17 protein-coding genes are annotated in these 15534 nt (G+C 33.0%); 9 read left to right on the top strand and 8 right to left on the bottom strand.

Annotation, left to right across the window (positions count from 1 at the left end; genetic code table 11):
* Positions 1 to 52: 52 nt before the first annotated feature.
* On the bottom strand, positions 53 to 514 hold the full coding sequence (locus ACVBED_RS08370; protein ID WP_447121409.1) for a DUF1573 domain-containing protein: 462 nt from the start codon (positions 512 to 514) through the stop codon (positions 53 to 55).
* A gap of 114 nt (positions 515 to 628) precedes the next feature.
* Here ACVBED_RS08370 and ACVBED_RS08365 point away from each other — a divergent pair, with 114 nt between their 5' ends.
* From ACVBED_RS08365 to ACVBED_RS08340, 6 genes are all read left to right on the top strand, one after another.
* On the top strand, positions 629 to 3250 hold the full coding sequence (locus ACVBED_RS08365; protein WP_447121408.1) for a valine--tRNA ligase: 2622 nt from the start codon (positions 629 to 631) through the stop codon (positions 3248 to 3250).
* Positions 3247 to 3882 (top strand): DUF4241 domain-containing protein, encoded by a 636-nt coding sequence (locus ACVBED_RS08360; RefSeq protein ID WP_447121407.1) that lies wholly within the window; start codon positions 3247 to 3249, stop codon positions 3880 to 3882. The genes ACVBED_RS08365 and ACVBED_RS08360 overlap by 4 nt, the downstream gene beginning before the upstream one ends.
* A 29-nt stretch (positions 3883 to 3911) precedes the next feature.
* On the top strand, positions 3912 to 4820 hold the full coding sequence (locus ACVBED_RS08355; RefSeq protein ID WP_473094854.1) for a ribokinase: 909 nt from the start codon (positions 3912 to 3914) through the stop codon (positions 4818 to 4820).
* A 71-nt stretch (positions 4821 to 4891) separates the two neighbouring features.
* On the top strand, positions 4892 to 5743 hold the full coding sequence (locus ACVBED_RS08350) for an alpha/beta hydrolase family protein (RefSeq protein WP_447121406.1): 852 nt from the start codon (positions 4892 to 4894) through the stop codon (positions 5741 to 5743).
* Between the two features lie 68 nt (positions 5744 to 5811).
* Positions 5812 to 6432, top strand: coding sequence for an ATP-binding cassette domain-containing protein (locus ACVBED_RS08345; protein ID WP_473094853.1), 621 nt, complete (start codon positions 5812 to 5814; stop codon positions 6430 to 6432).
* Entirely contained in the window at positions 6432 to 7223 is a 792-nt protein-coding gene (locus ACVBED_RS08340) for an ABC transporter permease (RefSeq protein ID WP_447121404.1), read from the top strand. The genes ACVBED_RS08345 and ACVBED_RS08340 overlap by 1 nt, the downstream gene beginning before the upstream one ends.
* 3 nt (positions 7224 to 7226) lie before the next feature.
* On the opposite strand, the gene ACVBED_RS08335 is transcribed toward ACVBED_RS08340, so the two are convergent.
* The 6 genes from ACVBED_RS08335 to ACVBED_RS08310 form a co-directional block, all read right to left on the bottom strand.
* A complete protein-coding gene (locus ACVBED_RS08335; protein WP_447121544.1) occupies positions 7227 to 7487 on the bottom strand; it encodes a type II toxin-antitoxin system RelE/ParE family toxin in 261 nt (86 codons plus the stop codon).
* A gap of 14 nt (positions 7488 to 7501) precedes the next feature.
* Positions 7502 to 7648, bottom strand: a complete 147-nt coding sequence (locus ACVBED_RS08330; RefSeq protein WP_447121403.1) for a hypothetical protein — start codon at positions 7646 to 7648, stop codon at positions 7502 to 7504.
* Positions 7649 to 7733: 85 nt separating this feature from the next.
* On the bottom strand, positions 7734 to 8306 hold the full coding sequence (locus ACVBED_RS08325; RefSeq protein WP_447121402.1) for an acyl carrier protein phosphodiesterase: 573 nt from the start codon (positions 8304 to 8306) through the stop codon (positions 7734 to 7736).
* Between the two features lie 82 nt (positions 8307 to 8388).
* A complete protein-coding gene (locus ACVBED_RS08320; protein ID WP_447121401.1) occupies positions 8389 to 8901 on the bottom strand; it encodes a YceI family protein in 513 nt (170 codons plus the stop codon).
* An 82-nt stretch (positions 8902 to 8983) separates the two neighbouring features.
* A complete protein-coding gene (locus tag ACVBED_RS08315; protein WP_447121400.1) occupies positions 8984 to 11440 on the bottom strand; it encodes a TonB-dependent receptor in 2457 nt (818 codons plus the stop codon).
* Between the two features lie 175 nt (positions 11441 to 11615).
* Positions 11616 to 11999: a hypothetical protein gene (locus ACVBED_RS08310; protein ID WP_447121398.1), complete on the bottom strand. Its 384-nt coding sequence runs from the start codon at positions 11997 to 11999 to the stop codon at positions 11616 to 11618.
* A 61-nt stretch (positions 12000 to 12060) separates the two neighbouring features.
* Here ACVBED_RS08310 and pfkA point away from each other — a divergent pair, with 61 nt between their 5' ends.
* From pfkA to ACVBED_RS08295, 3 genes are all read left to right on the top strand, one after another.
* On the top strand, positions 12061 to 13047 hold the full coding sequence (gene pfkA / locus ACVBED_RS08305; RefSeq protein ID WP_447121397.1) for a 6-phosphofructokinase: 987 nt from the start codon (positions 12061 to 12063) through the stop codon (positions 13045 to 13047).
* A 25-nt stretch (positions 13048 to 13072) separates the two neighbouring features.
* Positions 13073 to 14077 carry a type I glyceraldehyde-3-phosphate dehydrogenase gene (gene gap / locus ACVBED_RS08300; RefSeq protein WP_473094852.1) on the top strand — a complete coding sequence of 335 codons (1005 nt, stop codon included), beginning with the start codon at positions 13073 to 13075 and terminating at the stop codon, positions 14075 to 14077.
* Positions 14078 to 14358: 281 nt separating this feature from the next.
* Positions 14359 to 14640 (top strand): DUF427 domain-containing protein, encoded by a 282-nt coding sequence (locus ACVBED_RS08295; protein WP_447121396.1) that lies wholly within the window; start codon positions 14359 to 14361, stop codon positions 14638 to 14640.
* Between the two features lie 3 nt (positions 14641 to 14643).
* Here the strand turns inward: ACVBED_RS08295 and ACVBED_RS08290 are convergent, their stop codons facing one another.
* A complete protein-coding gene (locus ACVBED_RS08290; protein ID WP_473094851.1) occupies positions 14644 to 15486 on the bottom strand; it encodes a mechanosensitive ion channel family protein in 843 nt (280 codons plus the stop codon).
* Positions 15487 to 15534 lie beyond the last annotated feature (48 nt).

Below are 15534 nucleotides of genomic sequence, written 5' to 3'. Positions count from 1 at the left end.
AATCGTCCCGACATAAATTGTCGGGACGATAATTAATTATAAACTTTAAGTTTTAATTTTTTATAGAAGTTTGAACTTTTAAAGCTGAAAGTCGTTTTTTTACTGGTGCAACTTCTACAGCGGCACTCGCTTGCGCACTTATTGCAGAGCCAGGTGTTACAACGCCTTTAATATAAAGAACGCTTCTGCCATTTTTAGGATCATTAGAATAAACTTCAATTAATTTCTCAAAAGGATTAACTAACTGTGTATTATAACCAACATCAATTTTCGAAGACTTACCCGGCATGATTGGATTGGAATCCCATTTCGGCGTTGTACAACCACATGCTGGCTGAACTTTAGTAATGATCAACGGTTTATCTCCTTTATTAGTTACTAAAAAAAAGGTCTCACCATTGGAACCTTTAGGTATTGTTCCATAATTGTGGGTCGTTTCATTAAATGAAATAGTTTGCGCTGAAGCTATTGCAAATGATGCAGTAAGCATTAAACCCGCTAAGATATTTTTCATATTTCCTTGTTTGTTTATATTTTAATAGACAAATTTAAATATTATTTAATTAATACGAGATATAATTTTTGATTATCTTATTTTTGCACAAAACACGTTTTAGATATAAGAATTATGCAGATTTCAGAAAAATATAATCCTACAGAGACCGAAAATAAATGGTACGAATACTGGCTGGAAAATAATTATTTTCATTCTACACCAGATCAAAGACCATCTTATACCATTGTAATTCCGCCACCAAATGTGACAGGAATTTTACACATGGGACACATGCTAAATAATACTATACAAGATATTTTAGTCCGGCGCGCAAGAATGCAAGGCTTTAATACTTGCTGGGTTCCGGGAACTGATCACGCATCTATTGCAACAGAAGCAAAAGTGGTAGCAAAGCTAGAATCTGAAGGTATTAAAAAAGAAAATCTCACCCGTGAGGAATTTCTAAAACACGCGTGGAAATGGACCGATCAATACGGCGGAACTATTTTAGAACAGTTAAAAAAACTCGGTTGCTCTTGCGATTGGGAACGCACAAAATTTACTTTAGAAGATAATTTATCAAAGCAAGTTATAAAATCTTTTGTTGATTTATACAATAAAGGTTTAATTTACAGAGGTTACAGAATGGTAAATTGGGATCCTAAAGCCAAAACCAATATTTCTGATGAAGAAGTAATTCACAAGGAATTAAACGGAAAACTTTATTTTTTAAAATATAAAATTGAAGGTACTGAGGAATTTATGACTGTTGCAACTACCCGACCAGAAACTATTTTTGGAGATGTGGCGGTTTGTATTAATCCTAATGATGAAAAATATTTTCATTTAAAAGGTAAAAATGTCATCGTCCCAATCGTCAATAGAATTGTTCCCATTATCGAAGATGAATATGTTGATATTGAATTCGGAACTGGCGCTTTAAAAATTACGCCTGCTCACGATATTAATGATTATGAGATTGGTAAAAAACACAATCTTCAAATTATTGATGCGTTAGACGACGACGGAAAATTAAATACACACGGACTTCATTATAACGGCAAAGACAGATTTATTGTAAGAAAATTAATTGCCAAAGAATTAGAAGAAAAAGGACTTCTTTTAAAAGCGGAAGACTATGTAAATAAAGTTGGAACTTCTGAAAGAACCGGCGAAATTATTGAACCTAAGCTTTCCGTTCAGTGGTTTCTTAAAATGGAAGACCTCGCAAAACCAGCTTTGGATGTGGTGATGAATGAAGAAATAAAATTCTTCCCGGATAAGTTTAAAAACACCTACAAACATTGGATGGAAAACATCCGCGACTGGAATATTTCCCGTCAGCTTTGGTGGGGACAGCAAATTCCGGCATTTTTCTATGGCGATGGTCAAAATGACTTTGTTGTAGCAGAAAATATTGAAGAAGCCTTAATTTTAGCAAAAGAAAAAACCAATAATCAAGAATTAAAAACTGAAAACCTAAAGCAAGAAGAAGATGCGCTCGACACTTGGTTTTCTTCCTGGCTCTGGCCAATGTCAGTTTTTGATGGTATAAATAATCCGGATAATGAAGAAATAAATTATTATTATCCAACTTCAGATCTAGTAACTGCTCCAGATATTATTTTCTTTTGGGTCGCAAGAATGGTGATGGCAGGTTTAGAATTCCGTCAAGAAATTCCTTTTAAGAATGTTTATTTTACGGGAATTGTTCGTGATAAACAGCGCAGAAAAATGTCTAAACAATTGGGCAATTCCCCAGATCCGATAGAATTAATTGAAAAATATGGCGCAGATGGCGTTCGGGTAGGGATTTTACTAAGCGCACCAGCTGGAAACGATTTACTTTTTGATGAAGATTTAATGCTTCAGGGTAGAAATTTTGCAACTAAAATCTGGAACGCCTTCCGCTTGGTTCAAAATTGGGAAAAATCTAGCGGTATTAAAAGTAATTCTGCGGATCAACAAGCAATCGAATGGTTTGGAAATCAGATCAACAAAACCATTATTGAAGTGGCGGATCAGTTTGAAAAATTTAGGATTTCTGACGCTTTACATCTAATTCACAAATTAATTTGGGACGATTTCTGCTCTTGGTATTTAGAAATTATTAAACCAAATTATGGTGATCCAATTTCTGCAGAAGTTTATCAAAAAACGATTTATTTCTTTGAAGAATTAATGAAATTGGTTCATCCTTTTATGCCATTTTTATCCGAAGAACTTTGGCAACAAATGGGCGAAAGAACTTCTGACAAGGCGCTTGTAATTTCACAACAGCCTAAAGCAGATTCTTTTAATGAAGACTTGGTGAAAAGCTTTGATTTTACGAAAGAAATAATTTCAGGCATTCGGAATTACCGACAATCTAAAGGAATTTCACCTCGTGAAACCGTAGAAATATTCACCAATGCAGATGCTTTTAAAAACGAAGAAATCATTAAAAAATTGGGCAATTTTGAGCAAGTTCATTTTAATCAAAAAACCGATAAACCTTCTTTTACCTTTTTAGTTGGAAGTACAGAAATCTCAATTCCATTAAGTGAAAATTTAGATTTAACGGAAGAAAAAGTAAAAACTGAGGAAGAAATTAAATATTTGAAAGGCTTTTTAATTTCCGTAGAAAAGAAATTATCTAACGAGAAATTTGTTGCAGGAGCACCTAAAAATGTTCTAGAAAACGAACAAAATAAGAAGAAAGATGCAGAAGATAAAATTAAACTTTTGGAAGAAAAACTGATTAGTTTATCATGAAACATTTAATAAATTTAGCGAAATTATTCAGTGAAAATTTAGCAGATAATATCTTAATTGATACTTATGAAGCCGAAGATTTACACATTACTTCAGGAAAATTAATTGCTTGCGATCCGGTAATTACGAATGATAAAACACCTTTTTTAACTAAGTTTCCAACAGGTGATTTTCCGGTTTTAATTCATAAAGAAAAGGAAAGTAATTGCATCGCTTACGTTGAAGTAACATTTTCGAAAAATAAAATTAAAAATTGGGAATTAGCCTTGTGTGAAAACCAACACCTTAAAGATTTGGCAGAGGGAGAAGTTTTTGGTTATCCCGGAAAAAGTGGAATGGGCTGCTTGATGGATCTCGATGCGCAGATCGTTCTAAATAATTTAGAAACGACTCTTTACAGAAGAAAAGGCGATGATTATATGGGAATTTACGAGGAGTTTTTCCACCCTTATTTTTATGATACTGATGGAATTACAAATCAATTTGCACTGGTAAAAGCCGATAATGAAAAGCGAGAAAATATGATTGCTTTTGAGACAGGATACGGTGAGGGGTTTTATGCAAGTTATATCGCTTTTGATACAGAAAAGAAACCGGTGAAAATTATCTCAGAATTCATTGAAATGGTTTAATTTTAAACTTTATTTATTACCTTAACGATATGATTTTTCAAGATATCAAATTTAAAGAAGATTATTCACCTAAAATTGTTGTTGTAGGCAGTTGTTCTATTGACCTAATATTAAATACAGCAAAAATGCCGCAAGCGAACGAAACTGTTTTAGCAGAAAATTCTCAAAACTTTTTTGGTGGCAAAGGTGCCAATCAAGCAGTCGCAACATCGAGATTAGGTGCAAGTGTATATTTTGTAGGCGCGGTTGGTGCAGATCCACACGGTCAACAAATTTTAAGAAATCTGCGGGATGAAAATATTAATATTGGTTTTGTAGCAGAAAAAATTCAATGCTCTACAGGTACAGCTTTTGTTACCGCTGCTGAAGGAAAAAATGCGATTGTTGTTGTTCCAGCGGCAAACAATCTATTATCCCCAAAAGATATTGAAGCAGCTGACAAAGCAATTTTAAAGGCAGATTTAGTTCTTACCCAGTTAGAAATACCACTTGAAACCGTAGAATATTTATTTAAAAAATGTAAAGATTATAAGGTAAAAATCGCTCTTTATGCTTCGCCAGCGAAAAAATTGCCGGAAAACATTATCGAACAGTCTGAATTTATTATTGCAAAAACATCTGATTTAGGCGAAATCTTCGGACCAGAAAGTAGAGAACAGATCATGAAAAGACTGCCGAACAAATTATTTGTTAGAGATGATACCAATTCTACCATTTACTTTAATGGCACAGAAATGAGTTATTATAGAAATGATCCGGCTCAAACAGCGCATAAAATGGGAATGGGCGACGCATTTACTGCTGGTTTTGCAATGGCTTATTGTCATAAAAATAAAATAAAAGACTGCGTAAAGTTTGGTAATGATGTTTCCCTGAAAGTCGCAGAGAATCGCGGTTCACAAAGCGGATTGCCTTATTTAAAAAACGTTTTGGTTTAAAATAAAAAGATTTATCGAACAGAGAATTTCAATAGTTTGAAGTTCTCTTTTTTTTTATTAATTTAATTGAAATGAAAGAATTAAAATTAAAATTAAAAAACAATTTAAATCAACCAATTTTTGCAACGATTTTTAAGCCTGAAAATTCCAATGGTAAAATCATTTTAATTAATTCTGCAACGGGCGTAAAGCAGCAAGTTTATTTTAAAATCGCGAACTATTTATCAGAAAATGGTTTCATAGTTTTAACTTATGATTATTCTGGTATTGGACTATCCAAATCCAAAGATCTTACAAAATGTGCAAGCAGCATGAGAAGTTGGGGCGTTTCAGACTATAAAACTTTGACTGATTATATCAAAATGAATTTTCCAGATTATAAAAAATATTTAATTGGTCATTCAGTCGGTGCATTAATTTTAGGAATGAATGAAGATTCTAAATTATTTAAAAGTTTTATTTTTATCAGTACACAAAAAGCTTTTGTAGGGCATTTAAAATTAAAAATTAAAGTTTTAGGTTATTTAGGATTTGGAATTGTTCAACCGATAATGACCAAAATTTTTGGCTATTTTCCGGCTCACAGATTTGGTTTAGGTGAAAGTCTGCCAAAAAATGCGGCTAATGATTGGCGCACTTTAATTTTAAATAAAAAATCAACAAATGCACTTTTAGAAAAAATTGATTACAATTATTCTAGCGAATTGACTCAAGATGTTTTGGTTTTGCGCGCAGAAGACGACTCTTGGTTGACTAAAACTGGCGTGCAAAATTTATTAAAGGAAACTTTTCCAAACTTAAAACCGACGTATAAAATTTTAAAACTATCAGATTCACCAAAAAATGAAATTGGGCATATTAATTTCTTTCGATCATTTAATAAACCTTTGTGGAAAATATTTTTGGCAGAATTAGAAAATTAATTTAGATTTATAAATATCATTAAACTAAAACTCTTTATCGTTTTGATTACATTTGTCGCTTAGTTTTTATGAAACCAATCATTGCTTTTAAAGATGTCAGTTTAAAATTTGATAATGCCATTTTTATCAAAGATTTTAATCAGCAGATTTTTGAAAATGAAAAAGTTGTTTTCTCCGGAGTTTCTGGATCTGGTAAAACTTCTTTACTTAACTCTATTTTAGGTTTCATTCCTATTCACGACGGTGAAATTTGGATAAATGACCTTCAGGTAAATTCGAAAAATATTCATAAAATTCGAAAAATGATTTCTTGGTTGCCGCAAGATCTATATTTTGATATTAAAAGTTGCCGAGAACTGGTAAATATGCCTTTTTCATTTGAAATAAATAAGAGATTTCAACCTACGGAAATTCAGTTTCAAGAGATAATTTCTCAACTATTATTGCCTGAAGGTATTTTAGATAAAAATCTGAACGAAATTTCTGGGGGTCAAAAACAACGATTGATCCTGGGTGCTTTACTACTGCTTCCAAAACCGATTTTACTTTTAGACGAGCCAACTTCTGCTTTAGACCAAAAATCTACAAAAGCACTTTTAGAAATCATTCATACGCAGAAAAAAACGCTGATCAGTTCTTCTCATGATTCATTCTGGAACGAAAAAATGGACAAAATAATTTTAATCTAATGGGCGCACAGGATATTTCTTGGTTGGATCTAAGTTGGGGCTATTTACTCATCCTAATTCCTATTTTAGTCTTTAAATATTATGAGACCGGATTGGTAAAACCAACGTTAATTGCGATTGGAAGAATGACAGTGCAACTCTATTTAGTCGGCCTTTATCTGGGATTCATATTTAAATTAAATAACATTTGGGTCAATATTTTGTGGGTGACAATGATGGTCGTGATCGCCTCTTTTACGACGATTAATAGAGCAAATTTAAACCGAAAAATATTTCTTGTTCCAACGATGCTTGCAATGCTTGTTGTTATATTTTACATCGATTTTTATTTTTTGGGCGTTGTAATAAAGTTGGACTATTTATTTGATGCACGCTATTTCATTCCGATTACGGGAATGCTTATCGGGAATTCTATGTCGAATAATATTGTTGCTTTTAATGTTTATTTTAAAAATTTAGATAAAAATCAAGTTCAATATAAATTTGCATTGGCAAACGGTGCAACAAAAAATGAAGCGCTAAAAAGTTTTATTAAAGAAGCTTTGGTAAAATCTCTGAGCCCAACAATTGCAACAACTTCGGTTGTTGGATTAATTTCTTTACCTGGAATGATGACTGGACAGATTTTAGGTGGTCAGGATCCTTCAGTCGCCATAAAATACCAGATAATGATCATGATAACTATTTTAGTAAGTTCTTTGATGTCAGTCATTTTATCTATTCTACTTTCAAACAGATTTATTTTTAATGACATGAATATGCCGCTGAAGGGTTTAAATTTAGAAAAGTAGATTTTATTTAAAAAATCTTTTGGTGTGAAAAACTCTTAAAATAAAAATATTTTCGCCTTCAATAATATAATGAATCCCATAAGGAAAATTAATAGTGAAAGTAATTCTCACAGTTCTTTTACGAAGTTGATGCAGCAGCGGGTTTTCTGATAATTTGTCGATTCCCTCAATAATATCTGTCATGCATCTTTTTGCGAGATTTTTATCAATCTTTGAATAGTAGTTTTTAGCATCGCCAATATCTAATTTTGCTTCATCTGATATATTTAGATGATATTTTATTCGGAAATTCCAACTTTAAAGTCATCCCAAGAAGAATATTTGATTTTTCTACTTTGGTGCTTTTCTAAAATTTCATCCTTTAAAGATTTATATTCATCTGTCAATTCAAAATTATTGGCTTTTTTATTAAGAACAGATTCCATCTAATTTTTCAAATTCCGGCCTTCCTTATCTGCTTGCAGTTGAAGAATTGCTAAAGTTTGAGTCTTTAACTTACGGAAAAATATTCTAAAACTTAGAGTTGATTTCTAAAACATGCGCTTCCAATTCGGGTAAAAATAAGTCGAACTTTTGCTTTAAAAAATCTTTATTTTGATGGAAAACTTCAATGATTGGAATGTCTTTTTCTAAATATTTTGCTTTATTTAAAACATTTTGAAAACTATATTTTATGCCCCAGTCAAATCTGTAATTATAAAGCCAATTGTCTTTTTCCATACCATTTAAACGGTTATCAAAAATCGCAGGGAAATAATTTTGATATTTTCTTAAAGCCATATAAACTTTGTCCGTATGGAATTTCAAATCAGTTTCAGACAAACTATTGGCTAAAAAATAATCAAAGCTAACATCTATAAAAGCGCCAGAATAAAGCCGAACCAAAGGTTGATAAATCTTTTTCGCCTCAGAAATTATTGGATGAGAATCTGTGAAAGTGTCAATTGCGCGATGAAGAATTATGCCGTGTTGAATTTCAATTGGCAAACTTCCACGTTCATTATTTTTAACATAATCTTCCAAAAACTGACCAACAATTTGCTGCTCAGAGAATGCGAGAAAGGAATGTGCTAAATAATTCATCCGGGTAAATGTAGTTTAAAAATAAAAAAAATTCTATGATTTAATTAAAAATCACAGAATTCTTATTATAGAGAAATGTATTCTATGCTTGTTTTATAAATTGTAATTCGCCAGAGATTTTTACTTCATCACCAAGCATTACGCCGCCAGTTTCTAGTGCAGCATTCCATACTAAACCAAAATCTTTTCTGCTGATCTTGCCTTCAAAAGAAAATCCTGCTTTTGTCTGTCCGTAAGGATCAACGTTGATACCGCCAAAATCTACGTCTAATATCACAGGTTTTGTAACGCCGTTCATTGTAAGATTTCCGGTGATTTCATCGTTTAATGAATCGGTTTCAAAAGTGATTATTGGGTTAATTTCTACATTAAAAAAATCTGCACCTTTTAAATGGTTATCTCTATCTGTGTTATTCGTATAAACAGAATTTGTTTGAATTTTCGCAGTCGTTTTAGCATTTTTAAAAGAATCATCTTCTGACTGAATTTCTGCATCAAATGTTTGAAAGTTACCTTTCACATTTGAGATCATCATGTGTTTTATCTTAAACGTAATTTCACTGTGCGCAGGATCTAATTTCCAAGTTGTAATCATAATAATTTAATTTTTGATTTGTTAATTATAATGCAAATCTATCTCAAATCGCATTCTAATAATGTTGACTTAAGGTAAGAAATTAAAAAGTCTTAATCAATTTCAAACTGATGTTTCTGCCCATGTTATAGATTCCCAAATGTCCGTTTGGCGAAGAAGAATATTGCTCAAAATATTTTAATCTACTCAAATGATCTTGATAAGCGACATCAAATATATTATTAGCTAAAACATAAATGTCAATAATATTATCACCATTTTTATTTAAAACAGAAGTTCCAAATCCCAGATTTACTAAGGAATAACCTTTCGTAGCTGTTTCTGTATTGTCATAACCGTAAACCCGATCTTGCGTTGCAGTATATTGCAACTGTGCTTTTATAAAGGCTTTTGAGAATGTTTTTGAGTTTTCTGCTAAATCATAACGTAATTCTGAAAGTAATTTAAAAGGTGGAATTTGTGGTACATATTGGTTATCAGCAGTTCTGTTTGCACCAGTAAAACTTTCATTATCACCATAAATTAATGAAGCAGAATTTTCAAAATGTAAATTTCTAACAATATGAAAGTCAATATTTCCTTCTAAACCGTAAAGAAAAACTTTTCCCTGCTGAAATTTATAGGTTGGATATTCTTGAGTGCCGCTTAAACTTAAAACATCGCTTCCATCTGCATTTTGCAAACGTGAATTGTAAATATAATTATCAATTTTATTGGCAAAGAAACTTACGCCAGCGTTAACCACTTTTGAAGAAAAAGTACCGCCTAAATCTGCTTGATTACTAAATTCCGGTTTAAACTGATCATTCCCAATTTGGTATAAACCTGTTCCCGGATGAACGCCATTTGCAGAAATTTCAGAAATGTTCGGCGCTCTGTAACCACGTGCTAAATTTGATTTTAAAGCCCATTTTCGATTAAAAATATAAGTAGCACCAATACTTCCGGTCACACCGTCATAATTTGTAGAATAATTACTGAATGGTTTGTCTGCGCCGATTCTGTCTTTTCCATAGACTGGTTGATCAAAACCGCTTACTGGATTGGGTTTGATGTACAATTCATCATCATTCATTTTTCTATAATCATATCTAATTCCACCAGCAATCCCGAATTTATCCCAATCTTTTTTTATGGAAACAAAACCGCCTAGATCAAATTGATTGTATGAGGGAATTACAAATTTACTCCCGCCAAGCACATTATTTTTTTGAAGCATTCCATTGACACCAAAAACAATGTTCCATCTGTCATAATCTGGTAAATAATATTTTAAATCATAATTAAAAGTATTTAACTTCAGATCTAAACCTGGAACATCTTGGTAAGGCACTTCAGGATGACTATATTCTCTTCTCTCACTACTTTGATAAGCGAAATTTGCTTCTAATCTGCTGTCGCCAACAAAGAAAGTATTATTTAAAAATGCTCTGTAATGCTGCACTCTTTGGTGCAAAACTGAAATTTTATAAGTGTTTAGATCATGATCATTCACAATCGGTCGGAAGTTATCTGCTTCCGTAATCTGACTCGTAAATTTTCTGGATAAAGAGTCTCTACTTCCGTCCGGAATCTCCTGTGTATCGTCAAAAAGGGAAACATTTAAATGGCTAAAACCCCACTTTTTATGAATTCCCACGAAAGCATCTGCGGCAATTTGGTTAAAGCCCGTATTGTAAACGCGTCCGTCAATAGAATTTTTATAATTTTTCGCCAGTTGTTTTGAGATCCTGCCGCCATATTCAAACCCATTTTTATTTCCGGTTAAAAATAATGAACCACCAAGCATTCCATTGTTAGTTTGATATTCCGTTGTCGCAGATCCAGAGATTTTACCTTCTGGACCAGCACCGGTTGGAATTAAATTCACGACACCCGCTAAAGCATCAGAACCATACATTAAACTTGCAGGTCCTTTTATGACTTCGATATTTGCGATTCCGTAATTATCAACTTCAATTCCGTGTTCATCACCCCACTGCTGACCTTCCTGACGAATTCCATTATATAAAGTCAAAATCCTGTTAAAACCCAGTCCTCTGATTATTGGTTTGGAAATATTTGGACCCGTTGTAACTGTACTTACGCCAGGCACTTTTGAAATAGCATCAATAATATTTGTAGATAAATTAGTTTTCAGATAGGCTTGATTTATACTTACAATTGGCAAAGGCGATTTTTTTATTTGGGTTGCTTTTGAGGAACCGGTGATCACAACTTCGGCAATTTCCGTAGAACTTTTATCTAAATTAAAATCTAATGTACTTCCACCTTTGACATTGACTGTTTGGGAATAAGATTTATAACTTGGAACATTAACTTCTACCAAATAGTTAGCGGCTGGAACATTAATAAATGTATAATTTCCATTCGCGTCAGTTTGCGTAGAATTATGCAAATCTGTAATTGTGATCTTTGCATTTGAGATTGCTGTATTAGTAGTAATATCCATTACTTTTCCCGATAGCGAATTTTGAGAGTAACCTATAAAACCGAGAAATAAACCTAAAATTAGGCTTAATATATATTTAAAATTCATTTTTATTATTTAAAAGTATTGTGGCAAAAGATTTTAACTTCTGCTATAGATTGGTGAAATTGATGCCATTGTATTAGATTTAAAACAGATACTTTTTGGCATAATGTCGATTGATAATGAATATTGTATCCTGAAACTTTCAGGAAACTTTATCCAAGTAAAAATCAATTTAATTTTAAATAAATTTGTTGGGTGGACCCCGGAGAAAAAAACTAAAATGAGGTGACGCTGTTTTCTGTGCAAAAGTTAAAATTTGAACATAATCAGCTAAATATTTATTTGAAATCTCAAAATTTGCCGTGTCAGGCAAAATTATCGGCGCAGAAGCAAAATGACAGGATAAACAGTCGTCGCCAATATTTACGGCACTTTGCTTACTGAAGTTAGAAGATGAACTTTTAAAATTGAAATCTTTATAAAAGTAACCACCGTTATGATTGTGAATATTTGCTGCAAAAATAAATGCAAAAAGATAGATGCTGGAAAACAGCACCGATAGATATTTCTTTAAATTTTTATTGCGAATCACTGCCGCAAAGTTATAAAATAAATTGAACATTAATTTTTAATTAATATTAATTAAAAGTGAATTTTGTAAATTTGCATTGAAAAAATAATATATGGCAGAAAGTGCGGTGAAAAAGATTGCAGTTTTTACTTCAGGTGGTGACGCACCGGGGATGAATGCGGCGATTCGCGCTGTTGTAAGAACAGCAAATCACTTTGATATTGAGTGTTACGGAGTTTGGGAAGGTTATAATGGCCTGATAAAAGGAGAATTTATAAAAATGGGGCCTCGTTCTGTTAAAAATATTATTAACCGCGGCGGAACAATTTTAAAATCTGCCCGTTCCTTAGAATTCCGAACCAAAGAAGGCCGCCAAAAAGCTTATGATAATTGCCAGCGAGAAGGAATTGACGCATTAGTCTGCATCGGTGGTGATGGAACTTTTACCGGCGCAACGATATTTAATGAAGAATTTGGAATAAAAACAATCGGTATTCCCGGAACTATTGATAACGACATTTTTGGTTCTGATAATACCGTTGGTTATGATACAGCATTAAATACCGCAATGGACGCTATTGATAAAATTCGTGATACTGCAACATCTCATAATCGTGTTTTTTTTGTAGAAGTAATGGGACGCGATGCTGGATTTATCGCTTTAAATAGTGGAATCGCGGTGGGGGCTTTAGATATTATCATCCCAGAAACACGAGACAGCATTGAAGATCTTTTTGAAACCTTCGACAAAGCACAAAAATCTGGAAAATCTTCCAGTATAATTGTGGTTGCGGAAGATGAAAAATTAGGAAGCATTTACAGTTTAGCGGAAGCGACTAAAATCAGATTCCCAGATTACGATATTCGCGTCACAATTTTAGGTCATATTCAGCGTGGAGGTTCACCTTCTTGCGCAGACCGGGTTTTAGCAAGCAGATTAGGTTACGGCTCAGTAATTGGTCTTATGGCGGGAAAAACTAATGTAATGGCTGGTCTACAGGCAAACAAGTTAGTTTACACACCTTTTCGGGATGCCATCAAAAAACACAATACTATTGATGAAGATCTTTTAAAGATTTCAGAAATATTAGCAATATAAATTAACTAAATTATAATAATAAATTATGTCTAAAATTAAAGTAGGAATTAACGGATTTGGTAGAATTGGCGGACTTGTCTTTTCTGCAATGTCTCAAAGAGAAAACATAGAAATTGTTGGTATCAATGATTTAATTGATGCTGAATATATGGCATATATGTTAAAATATGATTCTGTACACGGAAGATTTCCAGGTGAAGTTCGCGTAGAAGGAAATGATTTAATCGTTAATGGAAAGCGCATAAGAGTCACTTCAGAAAGAGATCCAAATAACTTAAAATGGAATGAAGTTGGCGCAGAATATATTGTAGAATCTACAGGTTTATTTTTAACCAAAGATAGCGCACAAGGACACATCAATGCTGGAGCGAAGAAAGTTGTTCTTTCTGCACCTTCTAAAGATGATACACCAATGTTTGTGATGGGTGTAAATCACAAAAATTTAACTGCAGATATTAATATTTTCTCCAACGCATCGTGTACTACAAATTGTTTAGCGCCAATTGCTAAAGTTTTACATGATAACTTTGGCATTGAAGAAGGTTTAATGACAACCGTTCATGCAACAACTGCAACCCAACGAACTGTTGATGGTCCTTCCCACAAAGATTGGAGAGGTGGTCGTTCAGCGCTTTTAAATATTATTCCATCTTCCACAGGTGCTGCAAAAGCAGTTGGAGTGGTAATCCCTGAACTTAATGGAAAACTAACCGGAATGTCTTTCAGAGTTCCTACAGCAGACGTTTCTGTAGTAGATTTAACTGTAAAATTAGTTAAAGCAACATCTTATGATGAAATTGCTCAAGCTATGAAAAAGGCATCGGAAGGTGAATTAAAAGGAATTCTTGGTTATACTGAAGATCAAGTAGTTTCACAGGATTTCATTGGTGACAAAAGAACTTCTATTTTCGATAAAGGCGCAGGCATAATGCTTTCTCCAAACTTCGTGAAAGTTGTTTCATGGTATGATAATGAAGCTGGTTTTTCTAATAAGCTGACAGATCTGTTAGAATATTCTTCTACTTTATAATTAATATTTTAAAATTTAAAACCTCTGATTCTAATTTCAGAGGTTTTTTTTGACTATTTTTTGGGCAAATCCCTAGTCCCAACGATACCAGCCGCTCGGGTCGGGCTGTCCGCTGTATCTTTTTTGCCAACACTTACAATAGTACTGAAAATAATTTGCCGCTATAAAAAAAGGATGCCGCTTCCATCCCTTTTGCACAGAAATTTTTTAGATTTTAATTTACGTAATTGATGGCTTGCTAATTGTTGCTTTAATTAAATAAAAATATTAAATAAAATATTATGAAAGCAATTTGGAACGGTCAGATTATCGCAGAAAGCAATAAAACTATCGTAGTTGAAAATAACCACTACTTCCCAGAAAACAGCATTAAAAAAGATTATTTTGTTCTAACAAATCACCACACTTCTTGTCCTTGGAAAGGTCAGGCCGCTTACTACAGCATTGAAGTTGACGGTAAAAAAAATGAAAATGCTTCATGGTTTTATCCAAGTCCAAAAGACGCTGCAAATAATATCAAAAATTACGTGGCTTTCTGGAAAGGGGTGGAAATTAAATCCTAAAAATTAGGAAATTGTAGAAGTCATATTCTGGAGCGGATTCACCATAGAAACACCCTCATCATCGAGGCGGGATTTCAACTGCACATAAGCTTCACTTCTTATTTTAAGAAAACTTTCTCCTTGTAGCATCCAAAAACGAACTTCGATATAGTACACGCCTAGACTTTGTTTTACAACGATGATCTGGGTTTCTTCAGGTTTTTCGACACCTTCTAATTTTGAAACCTCATCGTGAAGTGCTTTTTTAACTTTAGTTAAATTCTCTGTGTTTGGTATTTCTAGACTGATGTAAATTTTTCTACCTTCGGAAGCTGTCACGTTAACAAATGGCGCCGTAAATATGAGTTGATTAGGTATAAAATATTTTCTTCCATCATCCGCAGTCACCTTCGTGGTAAGAAAACCGATTTCTAAAACGGTTCCAGAAATACCATCGATTGTGACATAGTCCCCAACTTTAAAAGCTTTATCCACACCAACCAGCATTCCAGAAAATATACTTGAAACCAAATCTTTCAGCGCAACGCCGGCCACAACACCTGCTACACCCAAACTACCTAAAAATTTAAAAACAAATCCGCCAAGACCCATTATTTCTAATGCAATAAAAACACCTGCAAGAATAAATAAAAAGCGAAAAAATCCAACCAAAGTTGCGACCGTTTCCCCCTTTTTACTTTTAGGATAGACTTTGTGAACGAAATTTAAAGCAAGTTTACTTAAATAAGTATTCAAGGCAAAAATAATGAGAAAAACAATTATTCCCACTGCTAATCTTGGAGTAAAACTTGCGAACTCACCTATCCATCTTTGTAAAACAGCGTAAACTGTATCGAAATAATTCATTTAAAAAAAATTTAGTTGTACAAATTTAGACAAATAAAAAAGGCTGAA

The organism is Halpernia sp. GG3 (genome assembly GCF_052976925.2).
The sequence above is the reverse complement of the archived record's forward strand: the minus strand, read 5'-3'. Positions and strand labels throughout refer to the sequence as shown.